Annotated in this window: 14 protein-coding genes; 6 read left to right on the top strand and 8 right to left on the bottom strand. The window is 38.5% G+C overall.

The window, feature by feature from the left end:
• Positions 1 to 609: 609 nt before the first annotated feature.
• Together FXN70_RS11135 and pta are read left to right on the top strand one after the other, a co-directional pair.
• Positions 610 to 1,809, top strand: a complete 1,200-nt coding sequence (locus FXN70_RS11135; RefSeq protein ID WP_324647536.1) for an acetate kinase — start codon at positions 610 to 612, stop codon at positions 1,807 to 1,809.
• A gap of 27 nt (positions 1,810 to 1,836) precedes the next feature.
• Positions 1,837 to 3,972, top strand: coding sequence for a phosphate acetyltransferase (gene pta, locus FXN70_RS11130; RefSeq protein ID WP_324647535.1), 2,136 nt, complete (start codon positions 1,837 to 1,839; stop codon positions 3,970 to 3,972).
• A gap of 96 nt (positions 3,973 to 4,068) precedes the next feature.
• On the opposite strand, the gene FXN70_RS11125 is transcribed toward pta, so the two are convergent.
• Positions 4,069 to 4,761, bottom strand: a complete 693-nt coding sequence (locus FXN70_RS11125; protein ID WP_324647548.1) for an IS1 family transposase — start codon at positions 4,759 to 4,761, stop codon at positions 4,069 to 4,071.
• A gap of 89 nt (positions 4,762 to 4,850) precedes the next feature.
• Here FXN70_RS11125 and FXN70_RS11120 point away from each other — a divergent pair, with 89 nt between their 5' ends.
• The 3 genes from FXN70_RS11120 to FXN70_RS11110 are packed head-to-tail and all read left to right on the top strand — an operon-like array spanning position 4,851 to position 7,951.
• Entirely contained in the window at positions 4,851 to 6,152 is a 1,302-nt protein-coding gene (locus FXN70_RS11120) for an O-antigen ligase family protein (protein ID WP_324647534.1), read from the top strand.
• Positions 6,145 to 7,065: a glycosyltransferase family 8 protein gene (locus tag FXN70_RS11115; protein WP_324647533.1), complete on the top strand. Its 921-nt coding sequence runs from the start codon at positions 6,145 to 6,147 to the stop codon at positions 7,063 to 7,065. Before FXN70_RS11120 ends, FXN70_RS11115 begins: the two co-directional genes overlap by 8 nt.
• A gap of 1 nt (position 7,066) precedes the next feature.
• Positions 7,067 to 7,951 carry a hypothetical protein gene (locus tag FXN70_RS11110; RefSeq protein ID WP_324647532.1) on the top strand — a complete coding sequence of 295 codons (885 nt, stop codon included), beginning with the start codon at positions 7,067 to 7,069 and terminating at the stop codon, positions 7,949 to 7,951.
• On the opposite strand, the gene FXN70_RS11105 is transcribed toward FXN70_RS11110, so the two are convergent.
• The 4 genes from FXN70_RS11105 to FXN70_RS11090 are packed head-to-tail and all read right to left on the bottom strand — an operon-like array spanning position 7,938 to position 11,537.
• Entirely contained in the window at positions 7,938 to 8,981 is a 1,044-nt protein-coding gene (locus FXN70_RS11105) for a glycosyltransferase (RefSeq protein ID WP_324647531.1), read from the bottom strand. The genes FXN70_RS11110 and FXN70_RS11105 overlap by 14 nt on opposite strands.
• A gap of 14 nt (positions 8,982 to 8,995) precedes the next feature.
• Positions 8,996 to 9,760: a glycosyltransferase family 2 protein gene (locus FXN70_RS11100; protein ID WP_324647530.1), complete on the bottom strand. Its 765-nt coding sequence runs from the start codon at positions 9,758 to 9,760 to the stop codon at positions 8,996 to 8,998.
• Positions 9,757 to 10,512 carry a polysaccharide deacetylase family protein gene (locus tag FXN70_RS11095; protein WP_324647529.1) on the bottom strand — a complete coding sequence of 252 codons (756 nt, stop codon included), beginning with the start codon at positions 10,510 to 10,512 and terminating at the stop codon, positions 9,757 to 9,759. The genes FXN70_RS11100 and FXN70_RS11095 overlap by 4 nt, the downstream gene beginning before the upstream one ends.
• Positions 10,509 to 11,537: a glycosyltransferase gene (locus tag FXN70_RS11090; RefSeq protein ID WP_324647528.1), complete on the bottom strand. Its 1,029-nt coding sequence runs from the start codon at positions 11,535 to 11,537 to the stop codon at positions 10,509 to 10,511. Before FXN70_RS11090 ends, FXN70_RS11095 begins: the two co-directional genes overlap by 4 nt.
• A 177-nt stretch (positions 11,538 to 11,714) precedes the next feature.
• Between FXN70_RS11090 and FXN70_RS11085 the strand changes: the two genes are divergently transcribed.
• A complete protein-coding gene (locus FXN70_RS11085) occupies positions 11,715 to 13,238 on the top strand; it encodes a phosphoethanolamine transferase (protein ID WP_324647527.1) in 1,524 nt (507 codons plus the stop codon).
• Here FXN70_RS11085 and FXN70_RS11080 read toward each other — a convergent pair.
• From FXN70_RS11080 to glnE, 3 genes are read right to left on the bottom strand one after another with little or no spacing between them, the layout of a single operon-like run.
• Positions 13,223 to 14,104: an ELM1/GtrOC1 family putative glycosyltransferase gene (locus FXN70_RS11080; RefSeq protein ID WP_324647526.1), complete on the bottom strand. Its 882-nt coding sequence runs from the start codon at positions 14,102 to 14,104 to the stop codon at positions 13,223 to 13,225. The two genes, FXN70_RS11085 and FXN70_RS11080, sit on opposite strands and share 16 nt — an antisense overlap.
• A 60-nt stretch (positions 14,105 to 14,164) precedes the next feature.
• Positions 14,165 to 15,091, bottom strand: a complete 927-nt coding sequence (locus tag FXN70_RS11075; protein ID WP_324647525.1) for a branched-chain amino acid transaminase — start codon at positions 15,089 to 15,091, stop codon at positions 14,165 to 14,167.
• A gap of 29 nt (positions 15,092 to 15,120) precedes the next feature.
• On the bottom strand, positions 15,121 to 17,862 hold the full coding sequence (gene glnE / locus FXN70_RS11070; RefSeq protein ID WP_324647524.1) for a bifunctional [glutamate--ammonia ligase]-adenylyl-L-tyrosine phosphorylase/[glutamate--ammonia-ligase] adenylyltransferase: 2,742 nt from the start codon (positions 17,860 to 17,862) through the stop codon (positions 15,121 to 15,123).
• Positions 17,863 to 17,921 lie beyond the last annotated feature (59 nt).

Raw genomic sequence — 17,921 nt, 5'->3', positions numbered from 1 at the left:
TATTAATTTTACTAAATTTAATATACATTTATTATATTTATAGCATAAATTTAACAACAAAATTCCATTATATTTCAAGGGATAATAGTGGTATTTTTTGATATTATAGTACTTATAGATGACCAACTTTAATTATATATATGACTTTTCGTATACCTCTAAAATCCGTACAGCAAGGTTATAATTTGGTCTGATATTTTTTATACAATTAATTACCCATATATTTTTATTTCGGTTTATTGGATATAAATCCATATATAAAAATAAACATAACGGTTTAAATACATACTGAATTAATATTCGATTTCTTACATGAATGATATTTTGAATCCTCTACATAGTGTAAATTGCTGCGATTCAATTCACATTCATCCCAATGAATTGCTATAGTTTTTATAATTAATCATCACAGCATAAACCTGTTGTTTTAGCACTATGTTGGTGCGAAATTTAAGACCGCAACAAATCCCCAATAGTCGATAATGCTTAAGTCTAATCGGCTAAAGTCTAGCTTGGTCTAAAAAATAACCCATGTTAAAAATAAGGGAATAAAATGGCTTAAGCTGCTTCAGTATCACTCAAGACAGCATAAAAATAGGGAATAACAACGTGTCAAAAACTATTTTAGTGATTAACTGTGGTTCATCTTCAATTAAATACGCGTTAGTTTCAGAACAACGAGAAGACCGTATTTATGGTTTAGCCGAAAATCTAGGTTCAGAAAATGCCCGCATTAAAGGCATTACAGTAGGTGGCGAAGCACTTGAGCTTGCGATCCCACATGCCAACCACCAACATGCCTTAGAGGTTCTACTTGGACGACTTGCCAATTATCATCCCGAAGCGATTGGGCATCGTGTGGTACATGGCGGCACACTCACCAAAGCAGAATTACTCACCACGGAAATTATTCAACAAATTAAAGCCGCAACACCACTTGCACCCCTACATAACCCTGCACATTTGGTTGGAATTGAAGCCACCATGCGCTTATTTCCCAATTTACCCCAAGTTGCGGTATTTGACACAGCATTTCACCAAACCATGCCTGCTCATGCCTACCGATATGCTGTGCCACAATTTTTATATACCGAACATAATGTCCGTCGTTATGGTTTTCATGGTACGAGCCATGCTTATGTTTCGGAACGAGGCTCGCAACTTGCAGGACAATTTAAACAAGGCGGTTGGCTCACTGCACATTTAGGTAATGGTAGCTCGACTTGTGCGATTTGGAACGGACACAGTGTCGATACATCCATGGGTATGACCCCCTTAGAAGGTGTAGTGATGGGCACCCGTAGCGGCGATGTTGACCCAAGTTTACATAGTTTTATTGCCAACAATTTAGGTTGGGATATTTACAAAATTGACCGTATGCTCAATAGCCAAAGTGGTTTACTGGGCTTGTCAGGGCTTTCAAATGATATGCGCACATTAATTGAGGCATCAGATACAGGCAATGAAGATGCAACCCTTGCAATTGAAGTGTTCTGTTATCGTCTAGCGAAATCACTTGCAGGTATTAGCTGTGGATTACCAAAAATTAATGGCTTAATTTTTACAGGTGGAATTGGTGAAAACTCGGCTTATATTCGTGAAAAAACCGTGGCTTATTTACCCCACTTTGGTTTTCAATTTGATACAAACAAAAATAACGTACTAAAACGTGGTACAGAAGGACGGATTGATGCAGGCACAGGCCCACAAATTTGGGTTATTCCAACCGATGAAGAAGGTCGAATTGCACAAGAAACAGCCTCTGTGATTGCACAATTCAATTTACATCCAACCGCACATAGCGCCTAAGCCACCCAAATCATTAAAGAGGTATTAATGAGTACTCTACTTTTAATTCCAACCGCAACAGGTGTTGGCTTAACATCAGCCTGTTTAGGCACTATTTATGCACTTGAGCATCATGGCATTAAAGCTGGCTTTATTAAACCTTTTAGCCAAAGTCAGGATAGTCGCGATCATGGTACAGCATCGTTATACAGTGAGTTATTTAATGCCCCGACTGGAAATAGCATTTCACACCAAATACTATTAAATGCAATAGCAACCGATGCAGTAGATGAATTATTAGAAGATGCTGTTCGTCTACATCGAGAAATAGCCAAACAATACCCTTTGGTCATTGTAGAAGGCCTAGTTGCCACCGCTGAAGATTATTTTGCCAATGAATTAAATGCTCAATTGGCAAAAGCGTTAGATGCCAAAGTCATTTTGGTCAGCAAGGCTGATTTAACCCAACCACAGCAAAGCGCCAAACACGTCGAAGCCAGTTTACGTGCCTTTGGTGGGATAGAAAGCCAACGTGTCGCAGGTGTATTGTTCATGCGCACCAAAGGTTTGACTGCAAATTCCGCCCATATTCCTATAACAATCGACTCATCATTGCGCTTAAATACAGAAATTGTGAGCTTCACCACTGCACTACAGCGCTATAACCGTCATATCGGCACAGCAACGCTACCGATTATTGGACTTGTGCCATTTAGCAACACATTAAGCGTGCCACGCAGCTTAGATATTGCCGAGGTGATTGAGGCTACATGGTTACATCAAGGTGATGCAGCACAGCGCCGCATTCAACACAGCAGCTTAATTGCATCGAGCATTGAATACGAACTGGATAAATTCGTTGCAGGCGAGCTGATTATCAGCGCATCAGAACGTATCGATGTAATTTTAGCCGCAAGCGTTGCCTCTCAACAAGGCATTCCACTTGCAGGTTTAGTCTTAACTGAACGTGATGCACCCCATGCAAACATCTTAAACTTCTGTCAGCAAGCGATTCAACAAGGTTTGCCGATTTTACATACTGCATTAAATACACTTGAAACTGCACAACGCTTGGCAAATTTAAGCAATGAAGTTCCTGCTAGCGATCTTGAACGCGCCAAGCAAGTTTGCTGTTTTGTGGCCAGCCATCTTGACCCAAATTGGTTGAATCAACAGAGTAGCAACCTAATTAAACCTCGTTTGTCACCTGCGGCTTTTCGCTATGAATTGGTACAAAAATCAATTGCCGCGAAAAAACGGATTGTCTTGCCTGAAGGTGATGAACCGCGCACAGTGGAAGCCGCTATTATTTGTCAATCTCGTGGTTTAGCCAATTGTATTTTATTGGCAAAACCAGAAGCTGTGCAGGCAGTTGCGGCCGCACGAGGCATTTCTTTACCAGAAGATTTAACCATTACCGACCCAGACAGCATTCGAGCGCGCTATATCGCCCCAATGCTCGCCCTACGCAAAGGAAAATTAGACGAGATTCAAGCCGCAGAGCAACTTCAAGATACGGTGGTTTTAGGCACCATGATGTTGGCTTTAAATGAAGTAGATGGTTTGGTCTCGGGTGCGATACACACCACAGCCAATACGGTGCGCCCTGCTTTTCAACTCATTAAAACCGCGCCCGACTATTCATTGGTTTCGTCTATTTTCTTTATGTTGTTGCCCGATGAAGTTTATGTCTATGGCGACTGTGCCATTAACCCTGACCCAAGCGCAGAACAACTAGCAGAAATTGCAATTCAATCGGCTGATTCTGCGATTGCTTTTGGCATTGACCCACGAATTGCAATGATTAGCTATTCAACAGGAAGTTCAGGTGCAGGTGCAGATGTTGAAAAAGTCGCACAAGCTACAGAAATTGCCAAACAACGCCGTCCCGATTTACTCATTGATGGCCCATTACAATACGATGCCGCTTCAGTTGAAAGTGTTGGGCGCTCTAAAGCTCCAAATTCGCCCGTTGCAGGGCGTGCCAATGTCTTTATTTTTCCCGATCTTAATACAGGCAACACCACTTATAAGGCGGTACAACGTTCGGCAAATGTGATTAGTGTTGGGCCAATGCTGCAAGGTTTAAATAAACCTGTGAATGATTTATCTCGTGGAGCTTTAGTCGATGATATTGTATTTACAATTGCATTAACGGCAATTCAGGCGGAACAAATGAGATAAGCATCAACCGCCATAAATCATGGCGGTTTTTAAAGTTTGCTTATTCACTTAGACTTAAGATAAAAGTAAGGTGGTGTTTCAAAAAGTATGCTGGCATTAGACGAATCCATTATTGATATAAAAGAAGACTAAGTCAAAGGCTTTGAAATGATTCTCAAGCTTTTTGGAGAAGTTGCAGCTCCTCCTAAAGCCTCGCATGATCCGATGTCGTAATCGACAATTATTGCCTTCAATACCGACAGTGAAAAACTTACCAATCAACTGTTTGCACTTTCTAAAGGTCATAACAAAACTATCCCAGTTGTCACTCGATATTCGAGCATAGCGTATTCCTAGCTGTTTTAGTCTTGCCTTAAGCCGTTTTTCAGTCGCTAAATCTCGCTTACCCCAAACATAAGCAACTATTTTACCTGTTTCTCGATGATAGGCATAAATCAACCATTGTTTATTCTGCTTATTGCCAACAAAAGTCCAGAACTCATCTACTTCAAGGGTTTCATAATAATTTTGCTGTGCTTGGATCTGATACTTGGATTGACTGAGTGTGCGTAAAACTTTACCGATAGTGACTCTTTCGACTTCTGCAATATCTCTAACGCCACTGCCTCGTGCCATGAGGTGTAATCTTTTGGTTTTTATGCCTGAGTGGCAGCCTTGGTAGCTGAGCGCATGATCACCAATAAACTGACATTTACATATTTTAAATTGGGAGTTTTGTTTACCATCCACTTTTGCGCCACTTTTCTTTATACTGTCGCTTAGGCAGGTATGATACTTGGATGTGAAGATTGATTAGCATTTCTCTATAGTATCAAATTCTTGCCTATTTTTCTTTCAGCATACTTTTTGAAACACCACCTAAAAGGAATATGTATATAATGTTCGATTCAAATATTTGTCCTAAAAGAACATTACCATCCATACTCATCAACATTAGCTTTCTTTATATTTTTTACCGTATAATTTTCGTAAAAGCAAGTATCGAAGGACTTGCCATTTTTATAATTTACTCTTTAATCGCATCTTTTCTTTTCATAAAAAATAGTAGGAATATTTTAACATTAGAAATGATTTTATACTGTGTGATACCACCATTAATCACACTTTTTTGTGAATTCATTCTTCACAATCACCCTGATCTAAATATTTTAACTGTACTAACAAACAAACAAATTTTAGAAATGTATAATATAAACTATGCATATCTCCTTGCTTTCCTACCATTACCATTTATCTTATACAACTTAAAATATAGGACTCTAAATCTATTTAAAATAACAATGCTATCAACAATCACTTACATCACGTTAAATTTATATCTATACTTTGCATTAAATCTAAATCGAGATGGATTTAATGAAAAATTTGGACAAATAATAAACTATGATTTTTTAACTTTAATCATAATATCTACGAGTTTAATCTATAGTTTTTATCTATTTGAAACTAGAAAAAAATATACAGCATGGATACTATTTCTAGTCTCTTTATTTGCATTTAGTTTAAATATCATGCATGGAACACGAGGAGCATGGCTTGCAATACCCATAATATTTTTATATACAATGTTTTCATATAAAAAAACCTGCAAACCTTTCATACGAACATTAATATTTAGTTGTTTTTTACTGATTATCGCATTAAGTTCTTTTCGTATTAACGGAATTACTGATCGTCTACAAAATACAAATCAAGATATAAGCTTAATACAAAATAATAGCAGCCAAGTTACAAGTATTGGCTCACGTTTAATTATGTGGAAAAACAGTATTGATATTTTTCAGTCTTCACCACTTATTGGAGTTGGAAGTCTTAATCTTGCACAGGAAACATGTAACCTAAATAAGAAAGGATTTCTAGATAAAAATAGTTGCTTTACACACGTACACAATATTTACTTTCAAGAACTTGCAAGCCATGGAGTTTTAGGGTTAATTTCTCTGTGCATTTTATTTTTCTATCCATTATATCGTTTTATAAAGTTCCGATCATATCCTGACAGTACGACTAAACTAGTTGTTACTACAGGCATCGTAACTATCCTCACAGTAATGATTTGTGGTTTAACTGACTATTTTTTTATTTCTCAAGTTTCAATGAGCCTATATTCTGTTATTATTTTAGTATTACTTACCCATCTACAGCGCATCTCTCACACTGGAGTTTTTAGCAATGATTAACTTGAATAATTTAGTGATTGCTAATCATCTGTTGTCAGTAAGTGACTTCTCTCCTGATATAAATATTGCATTTGCAATCGATAAAAACTACTTAAAGCCTTGTGGAGTTACAATTTTTTCAATTATAAAAAATAACTCTGACTTAAAGATAAAATTCCATATTTTTACAACCTACTTTGATGAGAGTTTTTTTAATGAATTAATAGCTGAAAATATACAAATTGAGGTACATATACTAAAAACAGATTATTTTGACCAACTACAAACCACTGGACATTTTACAACAGCAATTTATTATCGATTATCAATTGCAAATATTCTCAATAATAAAGTAGATAAATTCATCTATCTAGATGCGGATATATTATGCAGTGGCTCCATAAAAGAGCTCCTAAACTTAGAATTAAATGATCACCTCCTTTGTGCTGTTCGCGATAGCAGCATGAAAGTTCAAGATATTACTAATTTAGGTTTACCTAAAAATCAGTTATATTTCAATTCTGGTGTTTTATTAATCAACACAAAGAAATGGTTAGATTTCAAGGTTTTCGAAAAGTTCACCCAATTAATTAATAAGAAAAATTATGAGTATCCAGATCAAGATGTATTGAATATTATCCTTAAAGATCATACTTATTATTTAGATGAAAAATTCAATTATTTTAGTAAAAACCCCATTGCTCCAGTATTTACACATTTTGTAAGTACACCTAAGCCTTGGAGTATATGTGCGATTAACAATGAAAGTTATTTAGAATATTACTATCAGTCACCATGGAGAAATATTCCCTTAGATGCTCCAAGAAACTATAAAGAAATGAAAAAATATGCTAAGAAATTATGGTTTAGACGAAACTTTTTACAGAGCTTTAAATGGTTTTATATGTACTTAATAGGGAAGTTAAAACAATAGTATGAGATCCTTATTAAAAAAATGGTACAAATACCAGCAAAAGAAACAGCAAAAAATCTTCAATTCACATTGGTACATCCGTTTTGGCTGGTTAAATGAACCTTTTTCCAATTTAGCTCAGTTAAATGATTTATTTGAAATTCACTCTCCACAGAAATTTACCTTTGCTGATTGTTTTTATGCCAAGCAGAATGACAAACATTATATTTTCTTTGAAGAAGTCGATGATCAACACCATGTCGGATTTTTATCTGTGCTTGAGGTCTTTAAAGATGGTACGCATTCAAAACCTCAAACCATATTAAAGCTCGACTATCATTTGTCTTATCCATGTGTATTTCAGGTAGACAATGATTGGTACATGATTCCTGAAACCTCAGAAAATAAAACAGTGGAGCTATGGAAATGTATCGATTTCCCATTAAAATGGGAAAAACATTTAAATCTTTTAGACAATATCGAAGCTGTAGATAGCACACCTTTTTATCACGAAGGGATGTGGTATTTATTTACTTCGACTCGCCGTAACTGTAAAAAATTTGGTGACCGCTTAGACCTATTCTTTACAGAAGATATATTACAACCTGAATGGAAAGAACACCCACAAAATCCTGTTTGCAAAGGTAGTCAACAATTCCGTATGGCAGGGAAACCTTTTTTTTATCAAAGCCAATTGGTTCGACCTAGCCAAGACTCATTAAAGCGTTATGGTGGTAATATCGAATTAAAAGCAATTACACATCTAAGTCCAACAGATTATCAAGAACAGCTTTTAGAGGTCGTTTTACCAAACTGGAATAAAGCCGATGACGGTTGCCACAGCATTAATGTAGAACATGATTTTGTCGTTTTAGATGCAATCCGCTTATCTGCTAAAAAGCCTTAATCTTTAGTAGTTGCCCATAAAGACCTAATGTTTGTTTCGCCATTGCCGCAACGGTCAGTTCTGCCTTGGCTTTTTCAAACAGCAAAGAAAATTGGGCTTTTGCATCGGGTTTGAGTGCTGTTTGAATCGCGGTTGCTAAAGCCTGTGCGTCTCCAACATCTGCTAAATAGTCAGCGTCTAACCACTCCACCACACCATTGACTTTGGTCGAAGCCATCACCTTATCTGCTTGCAATGCTTCGACCATCACCAATGGAAAACCTTCTCGGTCAGATGATAACGCCACTACATCTGCCAATTCAATTAAATCACGTGCATCCATCCGAAAGCCTAAAAATGCCACCTGATGCTGCATATTTAAGATATTCACTTGCTGTTCTAATTCTTGACGCAGTGAACCGTCTCCGACAATCCATACATTGGCATCAATGTGTTGCATGGCTTGAATCAGTAAACGTATATTTTTAACAGCTTCAAGCCGCCCCACACATATCACCACTTTTTTGGTTGGGTCAAGCTGAGGAAAATTTTGCTGAATCGTTTGGCGCAAATGGTGTTTATGCTCTGGGCTCAGGCTTGGCTGAGGATAAACCCCATTATAAATCACCTGCGCTTTGTGCTGAGAAATACCCTGCGTTAATGCCTGACTCACCGCAATCACCGCATCTCCAACCAAATAAGCAGATTTATTTTTTTTGGTGCCATGAATTGTGGTCACAATTTTACAATTACCCAAAAAAGGACGAATACGTGCAATCAGCCCAGCTGCTTTGCCTGCCTGTGCATGTACAATATCTGGCTGAATCTGTTCAATTAAAGATTTAAGCTGCCAAAGAAGTGCAATATTCCAACGACTACGAGCAAAATTTAAACCATGAAAAATTACGTTTGCGCTAAATTTTTCGGCATAGCATGGATGCGCAATCACATGCACTTCTTGGCTTAATGCCAACTCATTACTCAAATTAAAAGTATGTTGCTCTAACCCACCTAAGCCACCACTGGTTGCTAAAACTTGAACAATTCTCATACCTGACCTATTAATTACTTGTTATCTCTATTTATGTGTTGCTCAAACAATTTAGCTTCTTTTAAAAAGGCATAAAAAGCATTGATCATACTATTGACGAAACCACGCCAACCATTGAAACAACTACGGCGGATAAAATAGGATTTAACAAACGTCATCGGCATCACCAACACCAATTTTGCCACACTAGGTGATTTGCCTTTTTGGAACTTTTCAGCAGCTTTTAAGTTTGAATACTGATTATTCTTTTCAACTTTTACAAAAATGCTCGATTCGCCATAATGATAAATGTCGTGCTCGGCACGGCGTGATTCACCCGTAACCACAACATTTTCATGCACTTTATTAGCAAGGTCATATTGCCCTTTCGACTTGCGGAAGAAACGCACTTTGGCATGTTTTTTCGTGTGTTTACTGTTCGGCATACCCAAAAACACATCGTTGATTGGGGTAATTAATGCATCCAATTGATCTTGTTGAATGACCTCCACAATCTCTTGTTTCAGTTCTTCAGACAGCACTTCATCACCATCTAAGTTCAAAACCCAATCATTACGGCACTGTGCCAAAGCCAAGCTTTTTTGTGCGGCATAACCTTGCCAATTTTGATGAGAAATTTGCACATTGGCAAACTGCTGAGCGATTGCATAGGTCTGATCGGTACTTCCCGAATCTAAAATAATGACTTCATCAAAGTCTCGGACACTGTCAAGTGTTGCTTGCAACCACTCGCCACAATTCAAAGTCACAATATAAACGCTACATGGAATTTTGTTCATAGCTTATAGCGTCCTTTTGCCAGTGCAATGCGCATTTGCAATGCGTTCATCGCCCCGTGCGTGCTTACTCGTGGAATATTAAATGGCTGATCAGAATTGTATGCTTCAATTTTTTTACGGGTCGATACCGCATTTTTAAAGCCAATCTCAGATGCCATTTGCTGATGCTTTTCATTAAAACGCCCAAATGGATAAGCAAAGCTTGGACATTTGCCCACCATTTTTTCAACATCTAATTTCGATTGCTGCATTTCTTGAAAAGCAGTCTGATCATCAAGTTTAAGTAAATTGACATGATGTTGTGTATGCGCGCCAAATTCAATAAGCCCTGATGCAGCCATCTCTTGAATTTGCGCAAGCTTTAATTTTTCAATACCTTCAATTTGCGTGGCTAAATAAATAGTGGCTTTGGCTTGGTATTTTTTTAATAACGGATAAGCATATAAATAGTTATCCATAAAACCATCATCAAAACTCAGTGCCACCACATTTTTTTGATTTTGATGATCGCCAATTTCTGACACAAAACAAAAAGTCGATTTTTTCGCGACCAACAACTGTAAAAACTGCTCAAACTTTTCAGGGGGCATATTCATACCTGAAGCAACCTCATGCGGTGTTACCTGATGCAGCATCACAACACGCGGTAACTTTGCTGAACGAAATGGCAACCAAAAGGTGTAATTTCCCAATAAATACAGCAGCCCTGCAAAAAGAATAAAGCCAATCACAAGATACAATAACCACATCATACATACACCTCATGCGACCATTCATAGCTTTCAGAAAGTGGCTGTCTAAAGGTCACCTCAAGCATATATTGAGTAATGCGCTTGGCATTAAACGATTGACGTGTTTTTTCCCATCCTGCTATAGCAACTTGCTTCGCTTGCTCAGGATGTTGGTCATAAAATTTAATTTTTTGTGCCAAATCGAACTGGTCATCAAAATAGACCACTTCATGCTCATTATACAGTTTTTCAAAGCCTGGAATACGCGGGCTAAAAGTTAACAAACCGTTGCCTGTTAGTTGTACAATTCGATCTGAACTATATAAACATACGTCATTACGGCGCGAATAATTTAAACCCATTTTCGACTCAGAAAGCACTTTATAATAGGCTTTACCATAAACACCTGCTTGCTCGAAACAACCATAATAACGGTAGTTAATATGTGACTGTGTCAAAGCATCGGCTAAATCTTTTAGAAAGGTTTCACGCTCGGGTTCTTTATAAACAACTCCACAAAAAATAAAGGTTTTGTCTGTCTGTACATTTTCAAATTGAGTCAGCGTTTCTACATTACGATGCCCAATATTTGGCATATACGCCACACTTAAATGTGGCTGTTTTAATTTAGCTAAGTATTCGCCTGCTGTGGTACAAAAAATAGCATCTAAATATGGTGCAAATGCTTTGATAAAACCAAGTTTATATTCCAAGTAAAGTGGATCGACATACCAAAAAGCAATTTTTGTTTGTGGATACAATTGCTTAATTTGTTTGAGTACATCTGGGCTCATTAAATCGCTATGTCCAATTAGCACCAAATCGGGTTCAATATTGGCAACAATTTTTAAGATTTCTTTATTAGCCCAATTCGCACCTAATTTTTTTGTTTTAAAAATAGTGCCCATACGAGCCATATCACGAAAACTAAAGTCATAAACAAAATGACCATTTTCAATCAATCCTGCCGAAATTTTACGGTCAGTACAATAAAAATGAGCGCCTTGTTTATTAAAACCAAAATTTGCAATATGTAAAATTTTCATCTAAAACCCAATTTCATCTCACCCTTACCTAGGCGAATAGCAGCATCATAACATGACTGTTTTTGAGTAGACACTTTTGTCAAAATATAGCATGATCTTTCCATTTTTAAATGCAGTACTATGGGTATGATCTCTTCCGCTAAAGTAGGCAAACTCTGGTTTTTTGCTTATTGCTTCATGCTCCTTATCCCCTCACTGATCATTTCTGGTGATGGTTTTTTTAAGGCCTTATATCCATTAATATTTTTCGTTTTTTTAGTTTATCATTATCGACGTTTTTTTTGGTTAAGCCTACCCGTTTACGCCCTCGCTCCCTTCGCGCTTTACTATGAAATCACCTATAATGCCCCCACAGAAATTTCTGTTTGGTTGACCATTTTAGGCAGTTCAAGTACCGAAGCAAAAGTCTATCTTTCAACAATTGATTTAAAATTAGCCACTGCGTTACTTATTGCATACATTATTCCTTTATTTTTTTTCTACCGCTTTATTCCCAAGCAAAAACTACAAACACCTTTTTGGTTGCGTTTAATTGCACTTTGTCTAATTATTTCCCCGATCCAACGCTACGTCAAAGCACCCGATCATAGCCAAGGTTTTTTGAATGTTTATCGACATTTTAAACAATCCTATCCTTTAAACTTATTGCTTGGTTTACCTGCGGCAAGTTTAGAAGTCAGTCGTGTAAAAAGTTTTATTGCAACGCAAAATCAAATTCAGTGTACGCAAATTAAAGAAACTCCACCGAATATTACTGTACTTGTGATTGGTGAAAGTGCTCGTCGTGATCGTTTAAGCTTGTTTGGTTATAGCAAAAACAATACAACGCCTTATCTGAGTCAATATAAACAAGATTTATGGCTATTTAATAACGCGATTTCTGGTTCATATATGACCAGCAAATCTGTTCCAAGCTTACTCACAGGTAGACTCAACAGTACCGATCACTTAAGCCCTTCTGTCGTGAATGCATTTAATTCCGCAGGCTATAAAACCTATTGGTTTAGCGCGCAATCACAATATGGTGAATATGATTCTTTAGTTTCGGCTTATGCCTCTTCTGCACAGGAAAAAAGCTTCCTCACCCAACACTCATACTCAGCCTCACTCGAAACACATTACGATGGTGAGTTATTAAGCTCATTCGACCGTGCGCTGGCAGAAAAAACACCACATAAGTTTATTGTTTTACATTTATATGGTTCTCATGCCGACTTTACTAAACGCTACCCAGCAGAATTTAATAAGTTTCAGGACAAGTATGACAACACCGTTTTATATACCGACTATTTACTCAACCAAGTCATTCAAAAGTTAAAAGCTAAAAATGCTGATGCCAACTTGATTTATACCTCTGACCATGGTCTCAATCTTGGACAATGTCCACAAAATTCTTCGTTACATCTAGATATGAAAAGTGATTTTAATGTTCCGCTCATCATGTGGGCATCTGATTCATGGAAACAGCACCATGCTCAATTGGCAGATACGTTAACGAAGGAACAAAATAGCGCTGTCAGTTCAGTGAATATTTTGCCAACTTTATTAGATATGACGAGCATTCAATGTAAAACCATCCCTATGGAAAAATCTTTATTTAACTCCCAATATATGCACTACCCTCGTGAAGTCCTCACTACATCAGACAAAGTGAATTATGATACTGGTCATGATGACGATCAATGTCATTTAGTCAACTGATCTACAACTCGTTTAGCTTCCTGCAATGCTTTAGCTTGAGGAAGCTGAGCGACGTCATAACAGGCAGCTATCCATTGTTGCAATAACCGATCTACCGACTGAGTAATTCGATCTTCTCTTAAACGATCAATCAAAATTACTCCGACCCGACATCCAGCGGTTAACGCTTCATAAATCATAGAAACACTGTCTTCTGTGACCCACACCGCTTGCGCCAATTGCATTTGCTCATAAATCCAACCTTGTGGCGTTTGCTCTACAGGAAAGAGCTCTAGCTTTTTTGCAAAATCCTGTTGCATCAATTGTGTTAAAAAGTTTGCAGGCGTTCTTCGTGATGTGGTCACAATAATCTGATGATTTGGCTGGTGTTTTACAATTTGTGCAATTGCATTTAACACTTTTTCTGCATTCCACTGATGCCGCTTAGATGAACCACCCAATGCAACCAAAATTCGTTTGGGCTGATGGCGATGTTCATTAACAATCGGATTCAACGCACCTTGTGTCACCACCACCCGATCGCAAGCTGTAAGCCCATCGTGTTCAGGAACAATCGAATAATCAAACCATGTAAGTGGTAAACTGGGCTTCATTAAAATAATGGTTTTAGCATGTGGATAGATTTTTCCAAGTAGCCAAACTCGAAAATGCGTATGACTGCCCACCCCAACAATCCAATTCGGAATAACGACAACAGCAGATAATTTTTTAGTAAAAAGTGCAGTAAAAATTGATGCTAAGGGTAAATCTTCAATTAAAATTTCTTGTAAGTTTGCCTGTGGCTTTTTTGCTTGAATGGCCTGAAACAACCCTAATGCTTGTGAACGATGCCCTGCTTTTCCATCACTAATATAGACCATCTGCATTCAGTTTTTCTCCATAAAAAAGCGCAACCTAAGTTACGCCTTCATATTAACTGATTTTACTTATTTAACGTAAGTCAACCAGTGTGCATATTTGTCATTACGACCTTGCACAATATCAAAATAAGTTTTTTGAATTAAGGTGGTAATTGGACCACGGCAACCTTCACCAATTTGACGATCGTCATATTCACGGATTGGAGTCACTTCAGCAGCTGTACCTGTAAAGAAGGCTTCATCGGCAATGTAAAATTCATCACGGGTGATACGGCGTTCAACCACGTCATAGCCTAAATCTTTAGCAATAGTGATAATCGTTTGACGAGTAATACCGTCTAATGCACCGCCTGAAATATCAGGAGTATGTAACACGCCATCTTTCACCAAAAATACGTTTTCGCCTGAACCTTGGCACACATAGCCTTGTGGGTCCATCAACATTGCTTCATCATAACCTGAATGAGCAACTTCTTGATGCGCCAAAATAGAGAGCGTATAGTTACCCGATGCTTTGGCTTTACACATCGTCACGTTTGGATGATGATGGGTAAATGATGAGGTTTTAACACGAATCCCTTTTGCCATCGCTTCTTCGCCAAGGTAAGCCCCCCAACCCCAAGCCGCAACCGCAGCATGAATCGTGTTTGAAGTTGCAGCAATGCCTAGTTTTTCAGAACCAATCCAGATCAGTGGACGCAAATAGCAAGACGCAAGTTTATTTTCACGTACGACATCAATTTGTGCTTGTTCAAGTGTTGCTTGATCATAAGGGACGTTCATTTGATAAATTTTGGCAGAATTTAACAAACGTTTTGTATGTTCTTTCAAGCGGAAAATTGCAGTACCATTCGGTGTTTCGTAAGCACGAACCCCTTCAAACACGCCCATACTATAATGCAGAGTATGAGTTAAGACGTGGATTTTTGCATCACGCCAGTCAACTAATTGTCCATCTTGCCAAATAAAACCATCACGATCAGCCAAGTTCATGGCACACACTCCAAATTTTCACATTATTATTACTGTCCAAGCACCATTGCACTTGGATCAATCAGTCTTTGCCATAACTTGCAAACGATCTCACGGGTGTCGCGCCACTTTGCAGCTTGAACTTGCATATTATGGTTTGCAAGTGCTAAACGGTGGCTCTCGGCTCGTTCACTGAGATAAGCTTGAATCAATGCTTGCGCATCACTGCTGGATAAGCAATCTAAGCGCGCCGCATCCTCAAGGATACGAACATTGTCAGAGAAATGGGCGAGATCCGGCTTCGCACCACTCCATGCGAGTACGATATACTGTGCCATAAATTCAATGTCAACGATACCACCTGTATCCTGTTTTAAATGAAAAATTCCATCTTTTTGCTGCTGTTTATTCGAGCCAAGATGGTCTTTCATCTTCTGACGCATTTCAATCACCTCAGTCCGAACAGTTTGTTCATCTCTTGCTTGGGTCACGACTTGACAACGAATTTGCTCAAATTGCTCACGTAACTGTGCATCACCTGCTATTGAACGTGCCCGAACTAAGGCTTGATGCTCCCAAAGCCATGCGCTTTTCATTTGATATAATTCATATGCTTTTAAGCTCGTGACTAATACCCCTGCTTCGCCCGATGGTCGTAAGCGTGTATCAATTTCATAAGCACGACCATCCAAAGTTTGGGTGGTCATTAATGACATAAATTTTTGTGCCACCCGCAAAGCAAACTCAAAACCGCTAATGACTTTAGCACCATCGGTATCGGCTTGCTCATCTAAGCCATGAATAAAGACTAAATCAAGGTCGGAACTATAGCCCAATTCAATGCCGCCTAATTTTCCATAGCCAATCACAGCAAAACCTTGCTCATCAATTGAACAACGCTTGCCATTCATAGCAACAGGATAACCATGCCGTTTTGCTACCATTTGATAGGCTAAGTTGAGCGTGGCTTGCACACAAACTTCAGCAATATCCGTAAGCGTATCAGAAACTTTCATTAAAGGACTTTCTGCCAATACATCACTTGCCGCCGCTGCTAAAACATGGCTCTTTTTGAACAAGCGTAAGACCCGCATTAAATCCTCAACGTGATCCAACTCTATACGCAGCAATTGATGGCGCATGGTCGCTTCTAAATCGGCACGACTCGGTAATTCAAAGTCCATCGATAAAAATTCATCGAGTAATACCGGATATTGAGTGAGCTCTTCACAAATCCATGGACTAATATCCGCCATTTTGACCAAGCGTTGTAATGCGCCTTTACTTTCGACCAGCATGACCAAATACACACTACGGCGCATGATGGATTCAATTAATGGCATTAAACGCAACAATGCCAATTGCGGATGTTCAGCCAACAATATTGCTTCAATCAAAGGCGGCCAAAAAGCCTTTAAACGCTCGACCGATTTGGCAGGCAGTTTTTTAATCGCTTGCCCCGACCAAAAGGCATACACAATTTTTTGTGCATTTTCATCAAGTACTTGCTGTAGTCGTGGTTCTAAATCACAAAAATTATCTAAGGCCGTCTGAATATCTTTTTCTTTAATCACATTTTTAAATTGCTGACTGACTTTGTCGCGTTTTTGGTTTAATTCGATTAAAAAATCATCCCATGAATTAAAACCTAAAGTGCTTGTCATGCGCTGACGCAGTTCAGGATCGTGCGGTAAAGCTTGGGTTTGTTGGTCGTTCAAAGCCTGAATGGCATGCTCCACACGGCGCAAAAATAAGTAGGCATCTTTTAAGTCTGCAACAGCTTGAGCATCTAATAAACCGACATCACCAATATGTTGTAAGCTTACTAAACATTGCCGATCTTGCAATTCTCGTTTTGAACCACCGTAAATGAGCTGAAAAACTTGCACAATAAATTCAATTTCACGAATGCCGCCCGCACCGAGTTTAATGTCTTCATAAATATTACGGCGCGCAACTTCACGTTCAATCATTACTTTCATTTCACGCATAGCGTCAAAAGCGGAGTAATCGACGTAGCGCCGAAACACAAACGGTCGAGTCATCTCCATTAAACTTGCGCCTTGGTTGCCTGTAATCATACGGGCTTTAATCCATGCGTAGCGCTCCCACTCACGCCCATGTTGAATTAAGTATTTTTCAAGTGCCGCATGACTAATTGCTAAGGCCGAACCATCTCCCCACGGACGCAAGCGCATATCCACCCGAAATACAAAACCATCGGCGGTGATATGATCAAGTAAATAGATCAGCTTTTGTCCCCATAAAATACAAAATTGCTGCACATCAATACACTTACGACCATTAGTTTCACCTTGCTCATCAAAGGCAAAAATAAGGTCGATATCACTAGATAAATTCAGTTCTTGTGCACCAAGTTTACCCATGCCTACGACCATCAAGTCCTGTACCTGACCATCGTAGCCCATCGGTTCTCCATATTTTGCAACCAAGGCAATTTTGGCATACGCTTTTGCTGCAACAATACAAATATCAGCAAAATCAGATAGTTCTTGCGTTAAAGTAACGACATCGGTAAGTTGATTTGCATCTTGCCAAATCCAACGAAACATTAAACGGGCGCGTAAAATGCGCAAAGCCCGCATCCATTGCGACTCATCGCCAATATCTAACAGGCTTTGTTCAACATATGCCTGAATATCTTCTCGGCTAAGGCGCGCTGAAAATGGTAGATGCTGATTATCCTGCTCAAGTTCAGTTGGATAAAGTGCCAGAATTTGTTCTGCATATTGACTGGCACATAAGGTTTTTTGTAGCTGCGCTGAATCCATAACCACACATGTTTTAAATTTGCTATTTACTTATTGTTATATCAGTTGCTTTCACGCTT

Source organism: Acinetobacter sp. MD2 (assembly GCF_035615575.1).
Classification (GTDB): domain Bacteria; phylum Pseudomonadota; class Gammaproteobacteria; order Pseudomonadales; family Moraxellaceae; genus Acinetobacter.
Note: the sequence above shows the minus strand (reverse complement) of the source record. Positions and strands in the feature narration are given on the sequence as shown.